Below are 15,786 nucleotides of genomic sequence, written 5' to 3' on the forward strand. Positions count from 1 at the left end.
CCCATGGATTCGACGTCGCTCTGGCAGCTGTTCCTCGACTCGCTCGGGCCCATCGCCCTGGCGGGGTTGACGGCGACGGTGCCGCTGGCGCTGGCGTCGTTCGCTCTCGGGCTGGTGATCGCGATCGGCATCGCGCTGATGCGGATCTCGGTCAACCCGCTCGTCTCGGGCATCGCGCGGTTCTACATCTCGGTGATCCGCGGGACGCCGATGATCGTGCAGCTGTTCGTGATCTTCTACGGCCTCGGGTCGATCGGTCTCAAGATCGACCCGTGGCCGAGCGCGATCATCGCCCTGTCGCTGAACGTGGGCGGCTACGGCGCCGAGGTGGTGCGGGCAGCGATCCTCTCGGTGCCGAAGGGGCAGTGGGAGGCGGCCTACACGGTCGGCATGAACCGCACGCACACGCTCACGCGCGTCATCCTGCCGCAGGCCGCGCGGGTCTCCGTGCCGCCCCTGTCGAACACGTTCATCTCGCTCGTGAAGGACACCTCGCTCGCGTCGCTGATCCTGGTGACGGAGCTGTTCAAGGTGGCGCAGCAGATCGCGTCGGCCACGCTGGAGTTCATGGTGCTGTATCTCGCGGCGGCGCTCGTCTACTGGGTGCTCTGCCTCATGCTGTCGTTCGGGCAGAGCGCACTCGAGAGGAGGCTGGACCGCCATGTCGCACGCTGATCCCGTATCGACGCCGTCGGCGGATCCGCTCCTCACCGCACGGGGCATCCGCAAGAGCTTCGGCGACAACGAGGTGCTCCGCGGCATCGACCTGACGCTGCACCGCGGCGAGGTCGTGGTGCTCATCGGCCCGAGCGGCTCCGGCAAGACGACCGTGCTTCGGGCGCTCAACGGCCTCGAGACGCCGGATGCCGGCACGATCGAGGTCGCCGGCGGTCCCGACATCGACTTCGGCGCGTCCGGAGCGCGCGCGAGGGACAGGAAGCAGCAGCGACTCGCGCTGCGCGACCGCTCCGCGATGGTGTTCCAGCATCACAACCTGTTCCCGCACTTCACGGTGCTGCAGAACGTGATCGAGGGGCCCTGGCGCGTGCAAGGACGTCCGAAGGACGAGGTCGTCGCCGAGGGGCTGGCGCTGCTCGATCGGGTCGGCTTGAGCGACAAGGCGGATGCTCGTCCGCACCAGCTCTCGGGCGGGCAGCAGCAGCGCGTCGGGATCGTCCGCGCGCTCGCGCTGAAGCCCGACCTGCTGCTCTTCGACGAGCCGACCAGCGCTCTCGACCCCGAACTCGTCGGCGACGTGCTCGTCGTCATCAAGGAGCTCGCCGACGAGGGATGGACCATGGCCGTGGTCACCCACGAGCTGAGCTTCGCCCGGGAGGCGGCGGATCACGTGCTGTTCATGGACGGCGGTGTCGTCGTCGAGCAGGGGGCGCCGCAGCAGCTGTTCACGGCTCCGCAGCACGAGCGCACCCAGCGGTTCCTGACCCGCATCATGCGCCCGCTCGACGGCGCCTGATCGGCGGGACGAGTCGCGACCGGGGCCCGACGATTTGAGCACCAGACCGCTCGCGGGGCTGCCCTGACAGGTGGCAGGATGCCGTGATGGGAACCATCGACGACTATGTGGCCGACCTCGATCAGGCCGATCGTGACAGCATCCAGCGCGTGTACGCCGTCGCGAAGACGCTCGCCCCGGAGGCGGAGCAGGGCAAGGGCTACGGAATGCCGGCGCTCGTCTATCGCGGGAAGGCCCTGCTCTCCGTGATGCGGGCGAAGAAGCACATCGGCGTCTATCCGTTCAGTCCTGCGGCCGTGGCCGAGGTCGCTGGCCGGCTCGCGGACCATCCAGGTGTGAGCGTCGACAAGGGCACGATCCGGTTCCAGCCGGAGCATCCGCTGCCCGAGAGCGCGATCACCGCGCTCGTGCGCGCGCGCATGGCGCAGATCGACGGCTAGACGCGGATCAGCCGCCGAGCACCGGGAGCACGAGGCTCACCGCGATCGACACCATCACGACGGCGATCACTGCGTCGAGGATGCGCCAGGACCGCGGCGTGCGCAGCCAGCGGCCGAGATAGCGTGCGCCGAAGCCGAGCGCGGTGAACCACAGGATGCTGGCGGCCACGGCGCCGGCGGCGAACAGCCAGCGCTCCTGCCCGTGCGTCGCGGCGATCGATCCGAGCATCAGCACGGTGTCGAGATAGACGTGCGGGTTCAGCCAGGTGAGGGCGAGGACGGTCAGGATCACCGGGGCGAGCCGCGTGCCCGTCGTCGTCGCCGTGCCGCCGCTGCCGGCGGGGACGGATGCCGCGTCCACGCCGCCGGCGTCCAGGCCGGCCTCTCCGCCCCGCCATGCGCGTCGTGCGGCGAGCAGGCCGTAGATCAGCAGGAAGAGCGCTCCAGCCCACCGGGCGACGACGACCAGCCACGGCGCCGTCTCGATGATGAAGCCGAGTCCGGCGACACCCGCGATGATCAGCACGGCATCGGACACCGCGCAGATCACGACCACCGCGAGCACGTGCTCGCGTCGGATCCCCTGCCGCAGCACGAAGACGTTCTGCGCGCCGATGGCGACGATGAGGGAAAGGCCGAGACCGAGGCCGGCGAGCACGGAGAGCATGATCCCAGACTAGGAATCACCCATCGACAGCACCAGCGATGATTCCTACCGAACCATTAGCATTGCTTATGTGAGGATCGACCCCGAGCTCGCAGCCACCGTCGCCGCCGTCGCGGACGAGGGCACGCTGGATGCCGCATCCCGGCGGCTCCGGATCACTCCGTCCGCGGTGAGCCAGCGACTCAAGACCCTCGAGCAGCAGCTCGGCCGCATCCTGGTGGTGCGCACCAAGCCCGCCGCGCTCACCGAGGCGGGAGAGGCGGTCGTGCGGCTCGCCCGGCAGATCGCCTTGCTCGAGCATGATGCGCTCGCCGGGGTGGGCGTGGACGACGGCGCGGGAACCCGACGCACCAGCATCCCTCTGGCGGTGAACGCCGACTCGATGGCGACCTGGTTCCTGGCTCCGCTCGCTCGGCTCTCGGCGATGCACGACATCGACTTCGACCTACACCGCGACGATCAGAACTTCACCGCACGCCTTCTCGAGTCCGGCGCGGTGATGGCCGCGGTCACGAGCGAGGAGACCCCCGTGGCCGGATGCTCGGTCGCGCCGCTCGGCATGATCGAGTACGAGGCCGTGGCGGCGCCCGCGTTCGTCGAGCGCTGGTTCGCCGACGGTGTCGACGACGACGCGCTCGCCGAGGCGCCGTTCGTCGACTTCGATCGGCGCGACACCCTCCAGCACGAGTGGCTGCGGGCGCAGGGGGTGACACAGCAGGGGATTCCGCGGCACTATGTGCCGGCCTCGCACGACTACGCGCTGGCGGTGGAGCTCGGTCTCGGATGGGGCATGCTCCCGCGGCTGCAGGAGTCGCCGGGGCTCATCCGACTGGGCGGTCCGACGCTGCGGGTGAAGCTGTACTGGCAGCAGTGGAATCTGCGCTCCGAGCTCCTCGACACCATCGCGGCCGAGGTCGCTGCCGAGGCGAGGCGCGTCCTGCAGGGCTGAACGACCGGGTCAGGCGTCGGCTTCCGGGCTGACGCCGGAGGCCAGGGCGTGCAGCAGCCGGGAGAGGTTGCCGATGTCGGCGAGGCTCCAGTCCTGCAGCGTCTGCAGGAGCATCCCCTCCTGCGGCAGCCGCGCGGCTGCGAGCCGTTCGGTGCCGACGTCGGTCAGCCGCAGCAGAGCGGAGCGTCCGTCGCGTGGGTCGGGGGACCGTTCGACCAGGCCGAGGTCCTCGAGCTCGCGGACGGAGCGGCTCACCTGTCCCTTGTCCATCAGCATCCGCTCCGCCAGGGTCGACGCGGTCACCTGCTCGCACCGGGCGATCGTAGTGAGCGTCTTGTAGGCGCCCGGGAGCATGCCGGGGCTGACGCGGTTCGCGTTCTCCAGGATGAGGCGGCGGAAGTGCGTGATCAGCTCGCCGAACTCCGCCTCGAGGGCGCGGACCGCAGCGGCCCGCGCCTCGGGGGATTCGGAGATCTGCTCAGCGGCGGTCATCGGATGCCGTCTCGCCGCGTCGGTCGTTCGACCCGGTGACCACGGTGACCGTGCCCGTCGTCGCTCCGGAGAGGGCGGTCGCATCGGCGATCGCGACGTCGGCCGCGTCGTCGACCGGCGAGCCGGCCTTCGCGGCATCCGCCTGGGCGCGCTCCGTGGTCGTCATCGTCGTGAGCGGACGGTTCGGCAGGAACAGGATCGCGACGAGGCTGATCACCGCGAGCGGGATGCCGATGAGGAACGCGTGCGAGATGGCCTGCGCGTAGAAGTCCTCGATGATCGAGCGGACCGGCTCGGGGAGCAGGCGCACCTCGGGGAGGGTTCCGCTGGACAGCTGCGCCGCGACCTCTGCGCCCTTGTCGCCGAGCTTCGCGATCGCCTCTCCGATGCGCTCCTTGCCGTCGCTGAACAGCCCGGTGAGGCTGTTCGCGACCACGGCGCCCATGACCGAGACGCCGACGGTGCCGCCGAGGCTGCGGAAGAACGTGACTCCCGAGCTCGCGACGCCCATCTCACTGGGCTTCGCGACGTTCTGCACGATGAGCACGAGGTTCTGCATCGTCATGCCGACGCCGGCGCCCATGGCGAACATGTAGAGCGAGACGAGGAAGAAGTTCGTGTCGTAGTGGAGGGTCGACAGCGTGACCGAGCCGACGATCAGCAGCACGGAGCCGAGGATCAGGTAGCCCTTCCACTTGCCGAAGCGGGTGACCAGCTGGCCGACGACCATCGACGAGATCAGGAGCCCCGCCATCATCGGCAGCGTCATCAGGCCGGCCTCCGTCGGCGTCGCGCCGCGGGAGAGCTGCATGTACTGCGCGAGGTAGACCGAGGTGCCGAACATCGCGACGCCGATCGAGATCGACGCGAGCACCGAGAGGGTGAACGTGCGTCCGCGGAACAGCGACAGCGGGATCAGCGGCTCGCGCACCTTGAGCTCCACGATGACGAACGCGACGGCGGCGACCACAGCGCCACCGACCATCAGGATGGTCTCGACGCCCCACCAGTCGAAGGTGGATCCGGCGTTCGTGATCCAGATGAGGATCAGCGACACGGCGGCCGAGAGGAGCACGATGCCGGTGTAGTCGATCGACGCCTTGCGGGTGCGCGCGGTGCTGATGTGCAGCGTCTTCTGCAGGATGATCAGCGCGGCGATCGCGAACGGCAGGGCGACGAAGAAGTTCCAGCGCCAGTTGGCGGCATCCGTGATCCATCCGCCGAGGAGCGGACCGCCGACCGTGGCGACGGCCATGACGGCGCCGAAGAGGCCCATGTAGCGACCGCGCTCACGCGGGCTGATGATGTCGGCCATGATGACCTGGCTGAGGGCGGCGAGCCCGCCGCCGCCGATGCCCTGGAGCGCGCGGAAGGCGATGAGGGTGTTGGTGTCCTGTGCGAAGCCGGCGGCGGCCGTCGCGCCGACGAAGATCACGATCGCGAGCTGGATGAGCAGCTTGCGGTTGAACAGGTCGGCGAGCTTGCCCCAGATCGGAGTCGAGATCGCGGTCGTGAGCAGGGTCGCGGTGATCACCCAGGTGTACGCGGCCTGGTCGCCACCGAGGTCGTGCACGATGACGGGCATCGAGGTCGAGACGACCGTCGTGGCGATCATCGAGACGAACATGCCGAGCAGGAGGCCGGTGAGGGCCTCCAGCACCTGGCGGTGCGTCATCTTGACGGGAGAATCCGTGGTCATTGCCGGGCACCTTTCGGGTGGTCGCGGGTGGATGCTGCGACAGCTCTGGCGCGCACGAGATGGTTGAACTTCGTCAACTATACGCACATCGTTGACATTCGTCAACCATCTTGGCCGCTCTGCGCGCGATGTGCGTTGTTCATGCGCGGAAACTGCTTGTCACCTGGGATTTGCCTGAAAGACTGAAACCGGCGGAACCGTAGGTCTCGGAGGGGGACCCGTGTTCATGCCGGCGACCGATTCCTGAGGGGGAACGACGATGGCAAAGACAGACACCAAGCGGAAAGTGGCCGCGGTCCTCGCAGGCGGGCTCGTTCTCGGGGTCGGCGCAGCGGTGACGCTCGCCGCGTGGAACGACTCCGAGTTCGCGACCGGCACGTTCACCGCGGGATCCTTCACCTTCACGGGGTCGACGGACGGAACGACCTTCACCGAGAATCCCACGAGCCCGGGCGCGACCTTGACCTTCGCGCTCAACCCCACCAACCTCAGCCCTGATGACGTGGTCTACGCGCCCTACGCGCTCCGACTCGGCGGCACCTATGACGCGACGCTCGACTCCGTCGCGCCCGTGGGTACCGGAGACTTCGTCACCGCGGGGAAGCTGGGCTACGCCGTCGTGTCGACGGGGGCGACGTTCGGTTGTGATGCGGCCGCGTTCGCCGCCGGTACCGCCGTACCCACCACGATGACACCAGGCACCGACGTCAACCTGTGCATCCAGGTCACGGCGGAGGACGGCGCGGGCGGCATCGAGCAGGGCGACACGGGGACCGTCACATGGCAGTGGAACGCGACCTCGGTGCAGTGAGTCCCACCCGTCGCGACCGGCGGAGATCCGAGCGGCCCGCGCGTACTCTCCGACGGGTGCGGGCGCTGCTCGCCGGCGGACTCGTCCTCGGAGTGGGGGCGACCATGACCATCGCGGCGTGGACGGATCAGGAGATCGCGACGTCCGCCGTCAGCGCGGGGACGTTCTCGATCGTGTCCCGATCCGACACTGCGACGGCCTTCGCGTCGCACGGGCCCACCGAGACGGTGCTGACGGTGCCGTTGAACGCTTCCGGACTCTGGCCGGGGCAGACGCGAGCCGCCTACGTGCAGGTCCAGGCGTCCGGAACCCTCCCGGGAAGCGTGAATCTCACCGGCGTGACGGTGACGAACAACGCGAACGGCACTCCGACCGGCGCCGACCTGGCTCTGCAGGACGCCCTCCGGGTGGGGATCTCGGTGGTCGCCGCGCCGGCGAACTGCACGACGGCGCTGCCGGCGACCGGCACGCTCACGGCGGTGCCCGCGCTCACCGCTCAGGCGCTCACCGTCGGGCCCGTGAACACGATCACCTACTGCATCGTGCTCACCCTGCCCTCGGATGCGGCGACCACCGCACAAGGAGGAGCCGTCAAACCCACGTGGACCTTCACCGGGACCACGAACTGAGTCGCCCCGTGAACACCATCGCTCGCGGCGCGCGGACCGTCGGTCGCGGTGTGCGAGAGGCGCTCCTCACGCTCGCCGCGCTCGGCGGCGTCGTCTGCATCGTGCTCGTGATCATGGCGTACACCGGCGGCTACTCGCTGATCATGTTCAAGACGGGGTCGATGTCGCCGACCATTCCGGCGGGGTCCGTCGCACTGGTGCAGAAGATCCCGGCATCCGATGTCGTCGTGGGCGACGTCGTGACGGTCGACCGCCCGGATGCCCTGCCGATCACTCACCGCGTGATCGCCGTCGAGGCCACGGGGGATGCTGACGCACGGACCATCCGCATGCGAGGCGACGCCAACGACGTCGAGGATCCGGATCCCTACGTCGTCGAGGAGGTCAGGATCGTGCGCGGCTCGCTGCCCGGCCTCGCCTACGTGGTCGTGTGGTTCGGCAGTCCGTGGGTGCTCGGCGGGGTGACTCTCGGCGCCACCGCTCTCGTCGTCTGGGCGTTCTGGCCACGGAACGATCGCCCTTCGCCATCGGCATCGGGGGTTCAGGAGGTTCGGGCGGACGAACTCACGGCCGGGGGAGCGCTTCGGAGAGACAGGCGCTCATGATCCGCCGATCGATCACTCGTGCCGGTCCGAGTGCCGTCATCGTGCTCGGGCTCGTGTTCGTCGCATCCGCGTCGCCCGCGTGGGCGGCACCGACGACCGAGGTCATCCAGGGGCAGGTTCTGAGGCTCGTGTCCGTCGCCGATTGGGACGCGGCCGGTACCCTGCTGCCCGGCCAGCCCGTGCAGTGGGACGTGGCTGTGAGCGCCGACGCCCCCGATCCCGGAACCGTGACGATCGGTGTCAGCGCCACCGGCGACGCTCCCCTGCTCCTGGATGCCTCGCTCTGCGGAGAGGAATGGCAGGCCGGCGGATGCCCGGGGGGAGAGAGCGTGCTGCGTTCCGGCTGGGAGATCCCGCGCGACGGCAGCGAGATCAGGCTCGCAGAGATGGCCGACACCGATATCGCCCATCTTCGACTCAGCATCGCGCTCCGTGGGGACGCGGAGTCCGGCTCGACGAATGTGCGGGTACACGCCAGCGGTGAGGGCGAGACCGTCGTCGCCGGACCGGACGGCGGGCTGGCGACCACAGGCGCATCGCCCCCGGTGCCCTGGATCTGGGCGGGCGGCGCTGTGCTCGTCCTGGGAGCGGGGACGTTCGTCCTGGCGCGCCGCCGTGCCGCCCGCGATGCGGACGGCCTCCGTCCGAGCCGAGGCCCCCGATGAAGCGTGGGATGCGACGGCGGGTGACCGCCGCGGTGCTCGGGATCTCCGTTCTCGTCGGGGTCGCAGCCGCGCCCCCCGCCGGTCTCACGGAGGCGGCGTGGACCGACGCCGAGTCGGCGACGGCGCCGGCCTCCGCTCTGACGCTGTCCACGCCGACGATCACGGGCTGCACCATCCAGAATCTCTCCGTGATCGGCGTCGGCCTGGTCTTCCAGAGCGTGACGCTCACGTGGACGTCGGCCTATCCGCTCGCCAACGTGCGGCTGACGGCGACATCCGGCGCGAACACGGGCACAGTGCCGCCGGCGAACATCGCCTCCAGCGGGCCGGTAGGCGGCCTCTACACGTATTCGGCCACGCTCAACCAGGCTCTGCTCACGAGCCTGGTCACGAACCTCCTCGGGAGCACGACCACGCTGACAGCGACGAACGTCATGGGGAGCAACTGGGTGTCCGCCGGGGCGTCGAGGCGACTGGCCATCGGGTTGCTCGGCCTCAACGCGACCTGCACCGTCTGAGGGTTGCCGAGGACCGGGGGCGTCAGTCGGCGAGTGCCAGGGCGCGGAAGGCGTCGCGCTCGCGGAGCTGCTCGCGGCGGCTGGCGGCGACGTCGGCGAGACGCGTCGGCGGCTGCTGGCCGGTGGTGCGGCGGTAGAGCTCGTCGATGAGGTCGGTGGCGAGGCCCACGAGCTTCGCGATCTCCCGGTCGTCCCGGTCGATCCACACGCAACGGGGCTCGTCGTGGATGGGGGAGAAGTCCTCGTGCTGCTCCCAGACGAACAGCGTGCGCTCCGCTCCGAGCACATGCTGCTGCCACCACACCTGGCGGAGGTAGGTGCGGGGGATGCCGCTCCAGGGCTTGTTGGTCGTCTTGATCTCGGCGAGCTTCACGCGCCCGGCGGCGTCGACGGCGATGCCGTCGGGGGTCGCGAGGTGGCGATGCTCCACCTCGGCGCGGAACAGCGCCGACGATGGAAGGATGCCGTGGGTCGCGGCGACCCAGGCGGCGATCTCCGGCTCGCGACGGCGACCGTGGTCGGTGTAGGCGTTGCCGCCGAACCGCGGGCCGCCGCCGAGCTTGGCGTCGGCGGCACGGGAGATCGACTTCTCGCTGGTGAGCCCGGCGACGTCGGTCGCGGTGATACCGCGGGATCGTGCCCTCATCCACGCCACGCGATCGCGGGAGTCCGCGACGATGCGAGCGGCGAGTTCGGGGTTCACTCCTCGACCCTAACCCCGTCCGCCGACGTCTCCGTCCGTACACGCCGCGCTCCGGCATCCGCTCTCCGCGCGTCGCCGAGCGGCCCCCCTCTGTACGACCCAGCCCCTTGAAGGCGTTCACAACGGGATGGGTCGGACAGAAAGGGGTGGGTCGGCATCGAACGATCTCTCCTCCACAACACAGGAATCGTGGGCGGACGTCGCGACAGGACGGTTCGCTGCCACGGCGAGCTGCGCGAGGTGCAGGATCGGCGGATGCTCCACGCAACGATCGACGAGATCACAGACCTCCTGCTCAGCAGTCGGAGACTCCGCGACGCGGGCTGGAACTCCCGCAGTCTCGGCGAAGCAGTGGACGCCGATGTGCTGCATCGGGTGCGTCGCGGATGGTTCATCGAGCAATCGCGCTGGAGCGAGCTCCTTCCGGAGTCGCGGCATCGCGTGGAGGTCGTGGCCGCCGCGCTCGCGGCCGGAGGCAGCGACCCGGTGTTCTCGCACGTGTCGGCGGCCGTGCTCTGGGGCCTGCCGCTCTACCGCATCCGACCCGCGCGAGTGCATGTGATGACCGCTCCGAATCGACGACACAGCATCCCCGGCATCTTCCGGCACGAAGGAGACCTGTCACACTCCGAGATCTCCGAGGTCGGCGGGATCCGCTGCACCTCGCTCGCCCGGACGGTGTTCGATGTGACACGAACGGTCAGCGCAGAGGCGTCGCTCGCGCTCACCGACGCCGCACTCGCGTCGGTCGGGGGAGAGCCGTGGGGCTTCGATGACGATGCGGCCCGCTCGCTGCTCGATGAAGTGGTCGAGGGTGTGCGTCGACCAGGAGCACGCGGCGTCGTGCAGGCACGTCGCATCGCGGATCTCGCGGACGGCCGAGCCCAGCTCCCCCTCGAGAGCGTGACCCGGTACCGCCTGCACCAGCTGGGTTTCGCGCGTCCGCGATTGCAGGTGCCGGTTCCACGCCCGGACGGGGGGAGCTTCTGGATGGATATCGCGGTCGAACAGTCTCGCACCTTCATCGAGTGCGATGGGCGCACGAAGTATCGGGACGGCCGACTGCGTGGCGAGCGATCAGCCGATGACGTCGTCCTGCAGGAGAAGGTGCGTGAGGACTGGGTACGCGGGGCGACCGGGTGGCGCGTCGTGCGCGTCATGAGCGAGCACGTGAGGACAGTGGATGCCGCGGCGTCGCACTTCCGGGCGGTCGGCCTGTTCCCGCGTCGACGTCGCTCCACTCCCTGAGGACTTCCGGAAGCGCTCACCTCGACATCGTCGACCCGGCCCTTTTCGTTCGACCCGCCCCCTTGAGCTCGCGCACAGAGGGCTGGGTGACACACAAAGGGGCCGCTCGGCAAAGAGGTGTCAGCGCGCGGCGGGCCAGCCGTCGGGGCCGGCGGAACCGGCGGCGTACTCCTCGAGGGGCACTGCGCCCTCGCGCCATGCCGCGAGGATCGGGTCGATGATCCGCCAGCACTGCTCGGCCGCGTCGCCGCGGACCGCCAGCAGCGGATCGCCGTCGAGCACGCCGGACAGCACCTCGGCGTAGGCCTTCAGCGCCCCTTCGCCGAGTTCTGCCGAGAGGGTCGCCCGCTCCAGCTCGAAGGGGTCCTCGGCAGCGTTCAGGTTCAGCTCGAGCGACATGCGGTCGGGGCCGAGCGAGAAGCGCAGGATCGCGCCGTCCGACGATCCGGTGAGACCCGCGGGGATGTGCCGCACGGGGCGGAAGCGCACCACGATCTCGGTGGCGGGCTCGCCGAGCGCCTTGCCCGAACGGAGCCGGAACGGCACCCCGGCCCACCGGGCGTTGCGCACCTCGAACGTCGCCTCGGCGAGAGTCTCGGTCTCTCGGGCCGGGTCCACTCCAGGCTCGTCGACATACGACGGCTTGTCCACGCCGTCGACGCTGCCTGCCGTGTACCGCGCGCGGCGCGTCGACGCCACGGGATCGTCGTCCCAGACGGAGGTCGCGCGCAGCACCGCCCCGGTCGCCTCTCGGAAGTCGACCTCGTCGAGCGTCGCGGGCTCCTCCATCGCGAGCACGGCCAGCACCTGCAGCAGGTGGCTCTGGATCATGTCGACGAGGGCTCCGGCCGAGTCGTAGTACCCGGCGCGTCCCTCCAGCGCCAGCCGCTCGTCGTAGACGATGCCCACGGATTCGATGCTCTCCGCCGACCACAGCGGTTCGAGGATGCGGTTGGCGAAGCGGGCGCCGAGCAGGTTCAGCGTCGTCGACCGGCCGAGGAAGTGATCGACGCGGAACACCTGGCTCTCCGGCACGAGCGCCGTGAGCGTCGTGTTCAGCGCACGGGCGCTGGCCTCGTCGGTGCCGAAGGGCTTCTCCATCACGAGCATCGCGCCGGCGGGGAGCATGTCGGACGTCATGGCCGCCACCGACGCCGCGGCGATCGCGGGCGGCACGGCGAAGTACAGCGCGACCTGTCCCGTGCGCCCCTTCAGCAGCGCGCGCAGGTCGTCGGGCTGCGTGATGTCGGTCTTGCGATACGTCACGTCGACCCGGGATGCCGCTTCCTCGGCGTCCATCGTCGCGAAGGACTTCCGGACGACCGCTTCGAGGTCGGCATCCGTCCAGTCCTCGCGGTCGGCGCCGATGACATGCACCTCACGCGCGGGCTCGCGCATCAGCAGCTGCCCCAGGGCGGGAAGCAGGAGGCGAGAGGTGAGATCGCCTCCGGCCCCGAAGATCACCAGCGTCGTCGCATCGGTCATGGTCCCACCGTAACCGCTCCACAGCCGGGCATGTCAGACTCAGCGGATGCCCGCTCCGATCGAGGACTACGCCCTGCTCAGCGACTGCCGCACCGGCGCGCTCGTGTCGCGTGAGGGGAGCATCGACTGGCTCTGCCTTCCCCGCTTCGACGCGCCGTCGCTGTTCGGCGCGCTGCTCGGCGAACCGCGGAACGGATGCTGGAGCCTCCGGCCCACCGACGACGCAGCCACCTCGCACCGGCACTACATCTCCGACACGTTCATCCTCGTCACCCGCTGGACGACGGCGGGCGGTGTCGCGGAGGTGCACGAGTTCCTTCCCTACCAGCCGGTGCGCACCGACGTCGTGCGTCGGATCGTGGGCATCTCGGGCGAGGTCGAGTTCGCCACCGAGCTGCGGCTGCACTTCGACTACTCCCGCCGGCTGCCGTGGGTGCGCCAGGTCGGCACGCCTCAGGAACCGGCGCTGCGCGCGACGGCCGGCCCGGAAGCCGTGATCGTGCGCGGCGTGCAGCTCGTCGCCGACGACCATGTCCACCGCGGGCGGCTGACGGTCGGCGCCGACGAGCATCGCGACCTCGTGCTCAGCTGGTTCCCCTCCCACGAGCATCAGCCGAAGCCCCTCGACGTCGAGGAGGCCCTGGCGGCGACCCGGTCCTGGTGGCAGGGCTGGGCGAGCGGGATCGCGCACGAGGGCCCGCACCGCGACGAGGTCGTCCGGTCGCTGCTGGTGCTGCGGGGACTCACGAACAAGGACACCGGCGGCATCGTCGCCGCGGCCACCACCTCGCTGCCCGAGCAGTTCGGGGGCGCGCGCAACTGGGACTACCGCTTCGTCTGGCTGCGGGATGCCGCGCTGACGCTCGAGGCCCTGATCGCGCACGGCTTCCTCGAGGAGGCGCATCAGTGGCGGCGCTGGCTGCTGCGCGCAGTGGCCGGTGAGCCGGGCGAGGTGCAGATCATGTACGGGATCGCGGGGGAGCGCGACCTGATGGAGCGCGAGATGCCGAGCCTGCCGGGCTACGGCGGCGCGGCGCCGGTGCGCATCGGCAACGGCGCGGTCGACCAGTATCAGGGCGACGTCGTCGGCGAGGTGCTCGTCGCTCTCGAGGCGGCCCGGATCGCCGGCCTCGAGGAGGGCGACTTCTCGTGGCCTCTGCAGAGGGCGCTCATCGAGCACGTGGTCGCATCGCTCGACCGTCCCGACAACGGCATCTGGGAGATCCGCGGCGAGCCCCGGTGGTTCACCCATTCTCGCGTCATGATGTGGGCCGCCATGGATCGAGGCGTCCGGGCCGTGCGCGAGCACGGGCTGCGCGGCGACGCCGATCGGTGGGAGCGGACCCGGGATGCCCTGCGCCGCGAGATCGACGAGCGAGGAGTGCATGCCGAGGGCTTCTTCGTGCAGCACTACGACTCGACGGAGGTCGACGCGTCGCTGCTGATCCTTCCGCAGGTGGGGTACTGCGCTCCCGACGACCCCCGGATGCTGCGCACGGTGGCGCAGATGGAGAGCACGCTGATGCAGGACGGCCTGCTGCTGCGCTACCGCACGGAGACCGGGGTCGACGGGCTGGCAGGGCGGGAGCATCCGTTCCTCGCCTGCAGCTTCTGGCTCGTCGAGCAGTACGCGGCGACCGGCCGGGTCGACGAGGCCGCCCTCCTGATGGAGCGCCTCGTCGCGATGGCGAACGACCTCGGGCTCCTGTCCGAGGAGTACGACGTCGAGGGCGACCGCCAGGCCGGCAACACCCCGCAGGCGCTGTCGCACCTGAGTCTCATCCGCGCGGCCGACGCCCTCGCCGGCCACGGCGGCCGAGCCGCCGATCGCCGCTGATTTGGGCGACGGCTCCGCGTGAGGTAGCCTGGACTCAACCGAAGACCGCTGGTCATCGTCGTGCGTGCGAACGCGAGGCGATCGAAGCTCTGCACAGCAGGGGCCCGCGCAGGACACGAACTTCTCGAAGCTCCGTGCGCTTGCGCCGGAGCTTCTTTCTTTTGCAGGGGGTCCGAGGCCGGCGCCCCACCACCGTGCGGCGCCACGTACACACCAAGGAGTGACCATGGCGCAGAAGGATGCATCGGTCGCCGAGCTCACGAAGTCATTCGAGAACTCGAACGCCGTCCTGCTGACCGAGTACCGCGGTCTGACGGTTGCCCAGCTCAAGGAGCTGCGCAACAGCATCCGTCAGGACGCCGAGTACGCCGTGGTGAAGAACACGCTGACCAAGATCGCTGCCAACAAGGCCGGGATCACTGCGCTGGACGACGACCTCAAGGGTCCGTCGGCCGTCGCTTTCGTGCACGGTGACTTCGTCGCCACCGCCAAGGCTCTGCGTGACTTCGCCAAGGCCAACCCGCTTCTCGTGATCAAGTCCGGCGTCTTCGAGGGCAACGCCCTCACCGCCGACGAGGTCAACAAGTACGCCGCGCTGGAGAGCCGTGAGGTTCTGCTGGCGAAGGCTGCGGGCATGATGAAGGCGACGATGGGCAAGGCTGCCGCCACCATCGACGCGCTTCGCGAAAAGCTGGAGACCGCACAGGCCGCGTGAGCGACCGGCGATCTCTTCACACAAACCCCATCTATTAGGAGATACATCATGGCGAAGCTTTCCACCGAGGAGCTGCTGGAGCAGTTCGCTGGCCTGACCCTCGTTGAGCTCAACGACTTCGTGAAGGCGTTCGAGGAGAAGTTCGAGGTCACCGCTGCTGCACCCGTCGCCGTTGCCGGCGCTGCGGGCGCGGGTGGCGCTGCCGAGGCCGAGGAGGAGAAGGACTCGTTCGACGTCATCCTCGAGGCTGCCGGCGACAAGAAGATCCAGGTCATCAAGACCGTCCGCGAGCTCACCTCGCTGGGCCTCGGCGAGGCCAAGGCCGTCGTCGACGGCGCTCCGAAGGCCGTGCTCGAGGGCGCGAACAAGGAGACCGCCGAGAAGGCCAAGGCTGCTCTCGAAGAGGCAGGCGCCACGGTTACCCTCAAGTAATCACCGCGTCACAGCGTTTCATCGAAGGCCCCGGGTTCGCCCGGGGCCTTCGTGCGTCCTCGGTGGGTGCGTACCCGGTGGGTGCGTGCGTCGCGCTCAGCGCGGCGGGGCCGTGGAGTTGCGCACCACGAGGGCGGATGCTGCGGCGACGTGCTCGAGCGGATCGTCCGGGTGGCTCATCCGCTGCGTGAGCAGCCGCACCGCCTCGTGCCCCTGCTCCCGAGGGGACTGCCCGATGGTCGTCAGGGAGAACATCTCGGCGTGCTCGTGGTCGTCGATGCCGACGACGCTCAGTTCGGTGGGCACGGCGATCCCGAGGCGTCGCGCGGCGATCACCGCGCCGATCGCCGCCTCGTCGCACACGCCGACGATCGCGGTCGGCCGGTCGCGTCGATCGCCGAGCAGCCCCGCGGCGGC

At 69.7% G+C, this 15,786-nt stretch carries 19 protein-coding genes; 13 read left to right on the forward strand and 6 right to left on the reverse strand.

Going from position 1 to position 15,786, the window contains the following annotated elements:
- Positions 1-3 precede the first annotated feature (3 nt).
- The 3 genes from DW306_RS08915 to DW306_RS08925 all read left to right on the forward strand — a co-directional run bounded on the left by DW306_RS08915 (position 4) and on the right by DW306_RS08925 (position 1,914).
- The gene (locus DW306_RS08915) at positions 4-675 is read left to right on the forward strand and encodes an amino acid ABC transporter permease (protein ID WP_205814127.1); all 672 of its coding nucleotides are present in this window, start codon (positions 4-6) and stop codon (positions 673-675) included.
- Positions 662-1,474: an amino acid ABC transporter ATP-binding protein gene (locus tag DW306_RS08920; RefSeq protein WP_136055246.1), complete on the forward strand. Its 813-nt coding sequence runs from the start codon at positions 662-664 to the stop codon at positions 1,472-1,474. The genes DW306_RS08915 and DW306_RS08920 overlap by 14 nt, the downstream gene beginning before the upstream one ends.
- Positions 1,475-1,560: 86 nt before the next feature.
- Entirely contained in the window at positions 1,561-1,914 is a 354-nt protein-coding gene (locus tag DW306_RS08925) for a DUF1801 domain-containing protein (RefSeq protein ID WP_136055247.1), read from the forward strand.
- A 7-nt stretch (positions 1,915-1,921) separates the two neighbouring features.
- Here DW306_RS08925 and DW306_RS08930 read toward each other — a convergent pair whose 3' ends face one another.
- A complete protein-coding gene (locus DW306_RS08930) occupies positions 1,922-2,581 on the reverse strand; it encodes a LysE/ArgO family amino acid transporter (RefSeq protein ID WP_136055248.1) in 660 nt (219 codons plus the stop codon).
- A 70-nt stretch (positions 2,582-2,651) separates the two neighbouring features.
- On the opposite strand from DW306_RS08930, the gene DW306_RS08935 reads away from it, so the two are divergent.
- Positions 2,652-3,530: a LysR family transcriptional regulator ArgP gene (locus DW306_RS08935; protein WP_136055249.1), complete on the forward strand. Its 879-nt coding sequence runs from the start codon at positions 2,652-2,654 to the stop codon at positions 3,528-3,530.
- Between the two features lie 9 nt (positions 3,531-3,539).
- Here the strand turns inward: DW306_RS08935 and DW306_RS08940 are convergent, their stop codons facing one another.
- Positions 3,540-4,022 carry a MarR family transcriptional regulator gene (locus tag DW306_RS08940; protein ID WP_136055250.1) on the reverse strand — a complete coding sequence of 161 codons (483 nt, stop codon included), beginning with the start codon at positions 4,020-4,022 and terminating at the stop codon, positions 3,540-3,542.
- Complete coding sequence (locus tag DW306_RS08945; RefSeq protein ID WP_136055251.1) at positions 4,009-5,721, reverse strand: MDR family MFS transporter; 1,713 nt, start codon at positions 5,719-5,721, stop codon at positions 4,009-4,011. Before DW306_RS08945 ends, DW306_RS08940 begins: the two co-directional genes overlap by 14 nt.
- Before the next feature lie 259 nt (positions 5,722-5,980).
- Here DW306_RS08945 and DW306_RS08950 point away from each other — a divergent pair, with 259 nt between their 5' ends.
- From DW306_RS08950 to DW306_RS08970, 5 genes are read left to right on the forward strand one after another with little or no spacing between them, the layout of a single operon-like run.
- Positions 5,981-6,532 carry a SipW-dependent-type signal peptide-containing protein gene (locus DW306_RS08950; RefSeq protein WP_136055252.1) on the forward strand — a complete coding sequence of 184 codons (552 nt, stop codon included), beginning with the start codon at positions 5,981-5,983 and terminating at the stop codon, positions 6,530-6,532.
- Complete coding sequence (locus DW306_RS08955; RefSeq protein WP_136055253.1) at positions 6,502-7,161, forward strand: SipW-dependent-type signal peptide-containing protein; 660 nt, start codon at positions 6,502-6,504, stop codon at positions 7,159-7,161. Before DW306_RS08950 ends, DW306_RS08955 begins: the two co-directional genes overlap by 31 nt.
- A gap of 8 nt (positions 7,162-7,169) precedes the next feature.
- On the forward strand, positions 7,170-7,766 hold the full coding sequence (locus tag DW306_RS08960; protein WP_240747122.1) for a signal peptidase I: 597 nt from the start codon (positions 7,170-7,172) through the stop codon (positions 7,764-7,766).
- Positions 7,763-8,431, forward strand: a complete 669-nt coding sequence (locus DW306_RS08965) for a hypothetical protein (protein WP_136055254.1) — start codon at positions 7,763-7,765, stop codon at positions 8,429-8,431. The genes DW306_RS08960 and DW306_RS08965 overlap by 4 nt, the downstream gene beginning before the upstream one ends.
- Positions 8,432-8,439: 8 nt before the next feature.
- On the forward strand, positions 8,440-8,949 hold the full coding sequence (locus DW306_RS08970) for a hypothetical protein (protein ID WP_136055255.1): 510 nt from the start codon (positions 8,440-8,442) through the stop codon (positions 8,947-8,949).
- 22 nt (positions 8,950-8,971) lie between these two features.
- Here DW306_RS08970 and DW306_RS08975 read toward each other — a convergent pair whose 3' ends face one another.
- A complete protein-coding gene (locus DW306_RS08975) occupies positions 8,972-9,652 on the reverse strand; it encodes a YqaJ viral recombinase family protein (protein ID WP_136055256.1) in 681 nt (226 codons plus the stop codon).
- A gap of 255 nt (positions 9,653-9,907) precedes the next feature.
- On the opposite strand from DW306_RS08975, the gene DW306_RS08980 reads away from it, so the two are divergent.
- Positions 9,908-10,900: a hypothetical protein gene (locus tag DW306_RS08980; RefSeq protein ID WP_136055257.1), complete on the forward strand. Its 993-nt coding sequence runs from the start codon at positions 9,908-9,910 to the stop codon at positions 10,898-10,900.
- A 120-nt stretch (positions 10,901-11,020) separates the two neighbouring features.
- Here the strand turns inward: DW306_RS08980 and DW306_RS08985 are convergent, their stop codons facing one another.
- Complete coding sequence (locus tag DW306_RS08985; protein ID WP_136055258.1) at positions 11,021-12,385, reverse strand: glucose-6-phosphate dehydrogenase; 1,365 nt, start codon at positions 12,383-12,385, stop codon at positions 11,021-11,023.
- A 46-nt stretch (positions 12,386-12,431) separates the two neighbouring features.
- On the opposite strand from DW306_RS08985, the gene DW306_RS08990 reads away from it, so the two are divergent.
- The 3 genes from DW306_RS08990 (at position 12,432) to rplL (ending at position 15,369) form a co-directional block, all read left to right on the forward strand.
- The gene (locus DW306_RS08990; RefSeq protein ID WP_136055259.1) at positions 12,432-14,222 is read left to right on the forward strand and encodes a glycoside hydrolase family 15 protein; all 1,791 of its coding nucleotides are present in this window, start codon (positions 12,432-12,434) and stop codon (positions 14,220-14,222) included.
- A 226-nt stretch (positions 14,223-14,448) separates the two neighbouring features.
- Positions 14,449-14,937 (forward strand): 50S ribosomal protein L10, encoded by a 489-nt coding sequence (gene rplJ / locus DW306_RS08995; protein ID WP_136055260.1) that lies wholly within the window; start codon positions 14,449-14,451, stop codon positions 14,935-14,937.
- 48 nt (positions 14,938-14,985) lie between these two features.
- The gene (gene rplL, locus DW306_RS09000) at positions 14,986-15,369 is read left to right on the forward strand and encodes a 50S ribosomal protein L7/L12 (protein WP_136055261.1); all 384 of its coding nucleotides are present in this window, start codon (positions 14,986-14,988) and stop codon (positions 15,367-15,369) included.
- A gap of 96 nt (positions 15,370-15,465) precedes the next feature.
- Here the strand turns inward: rplL and DW306_RS09005 are convergent.
- A partial coding sequence (locus DW306_RS09005) for a substrate-binding domain-containing protein (RefSeq protein ID WP_136055262.1) occupies positions 15,466-15,786 on the reverse strand: 321 nt, incomplete at its 5' end.

It is taken from the genome of Microbacterium sp. K24 (assembly GCF_004794465.1).
Taxonomy (GTDB): domain Bacteria; phylum Actinomycetota; class Actinomycetes; order Actinomycetales; family Microbacteriaceae; genus Microbacterium.

What these genes read in the sequence shown, in the direction of transcription:
- DW306_RS08915 (WP_205814127.1), top strand. Translation starts at nt 4, where the DNA reads ATGGATTCGACGTCGCTCTGGCAGCTGTTCCTCGACTCGCTCGGGCCC.
- DW306_RS08920 (WP_136055246.1), top strand. Translation starts at nt 662, where the DNA reads ATGTCGCACGCTGATCCCGTATCGACGCCGTCGGCGGATCCGCTCCTC.
- DW306_RS08925 (WP_136055247.1), top strand. Translation starts at nt 1,561, where the DNA reads ATGGGAACCATCGACGACTATGTGGCCGACCTCGATCAGGCCGATCGT.
- DW306_RS08930 (WP_136055248.1), bottom strand. Translation starts at nt 2,581, where the DNA reads ATGCTCTCCGTGCTCGCCGGCCTCGGTCTCGGCCTTTCCCTCATCGTC.
- DW306_RS08940 (WP_136055250.1), bottom strand. Translation starts at nt 4,022, where the DNA reads ATGACCGCCGCTGAGCAGATCTCCGAATCCCCCGAGGCGCGGGCCGCT.
- DW306_RS08945 (WP_136055251.1), bottom strand. Translation starts at nt 5,721, where the DNA reads ATGACCACGGATTCTCCCGTCAAGATGACGCACCGCCAGGTGCTGGAG.
- DW306_RS08950 (WP_136055252.1), top strand. Translation starts at nt 5,981, where the DNA reads ATGGCAAAGACAGACACCAAGCGGAAAGTGGCCGCGGTCCTCGCAGGC.
- DW306_RS08955 (WP_136055253.1), top strand. Translation starts at nt 6,502, where the DNA reads ATGGCAGTGGAACGCGACCTCGGTGCAGTGAGTCCCACCCGTCGCGAC.
- DW306_RS08965 (WP_136055254.1), top strand. Translation starts at nt 7,763, where the DNA reads ATGATCCGCCGATCGATCACTCGTGCCGGTCCGAGTGCCGTCATCGTG.
- DW306_RS08970 (WP_136055255.1), top strand. Translation starts at nt 8,440, where the DNA reads ATGCGACGGCGGGTGACCGCCGCGGTGCTCGGGATCTCCGTTCTCGTC.
- DW306_RS08980 (WP_136055257.1), top strand. Translation starts at nt 9,908, where the DNA reads ATGCTCCACGCAACGATCGACGAGATCACAGACCTCCTGCTCAGCAGT.
- DW306_RS08985 (WP_136055258.1), bottom strand. Translation starts at nt 12,385, where the DNA reads ATGACCGATGCGACGACGCTGGTGATCTTCGGGGCCGGAGGCGATCTC.
- DW306_RS08990 (WP_136055259.1), top strand. Translation starts at nt 12,432, where the DNA reads ATGCCCGCTCCGATCGAGGACTACGCCCTGCTCAGCGACTGCCGCACC.
- rplJ (WP_136055260.1), top strand. Translation starts at nt 14,449, where the DNA reads ATGGCGCAGAAGGATGCATCGGTCGCCGAGCTCACGAAGTCATTCGAG.
- rplL (WP_136055261.1), top strand. Translation starts at nt 14,986, where the DNA reads ATGGCGAAGCTTTCCACCGAGGAGCTGCTGGAGCAGTTCGCTGGCCTG.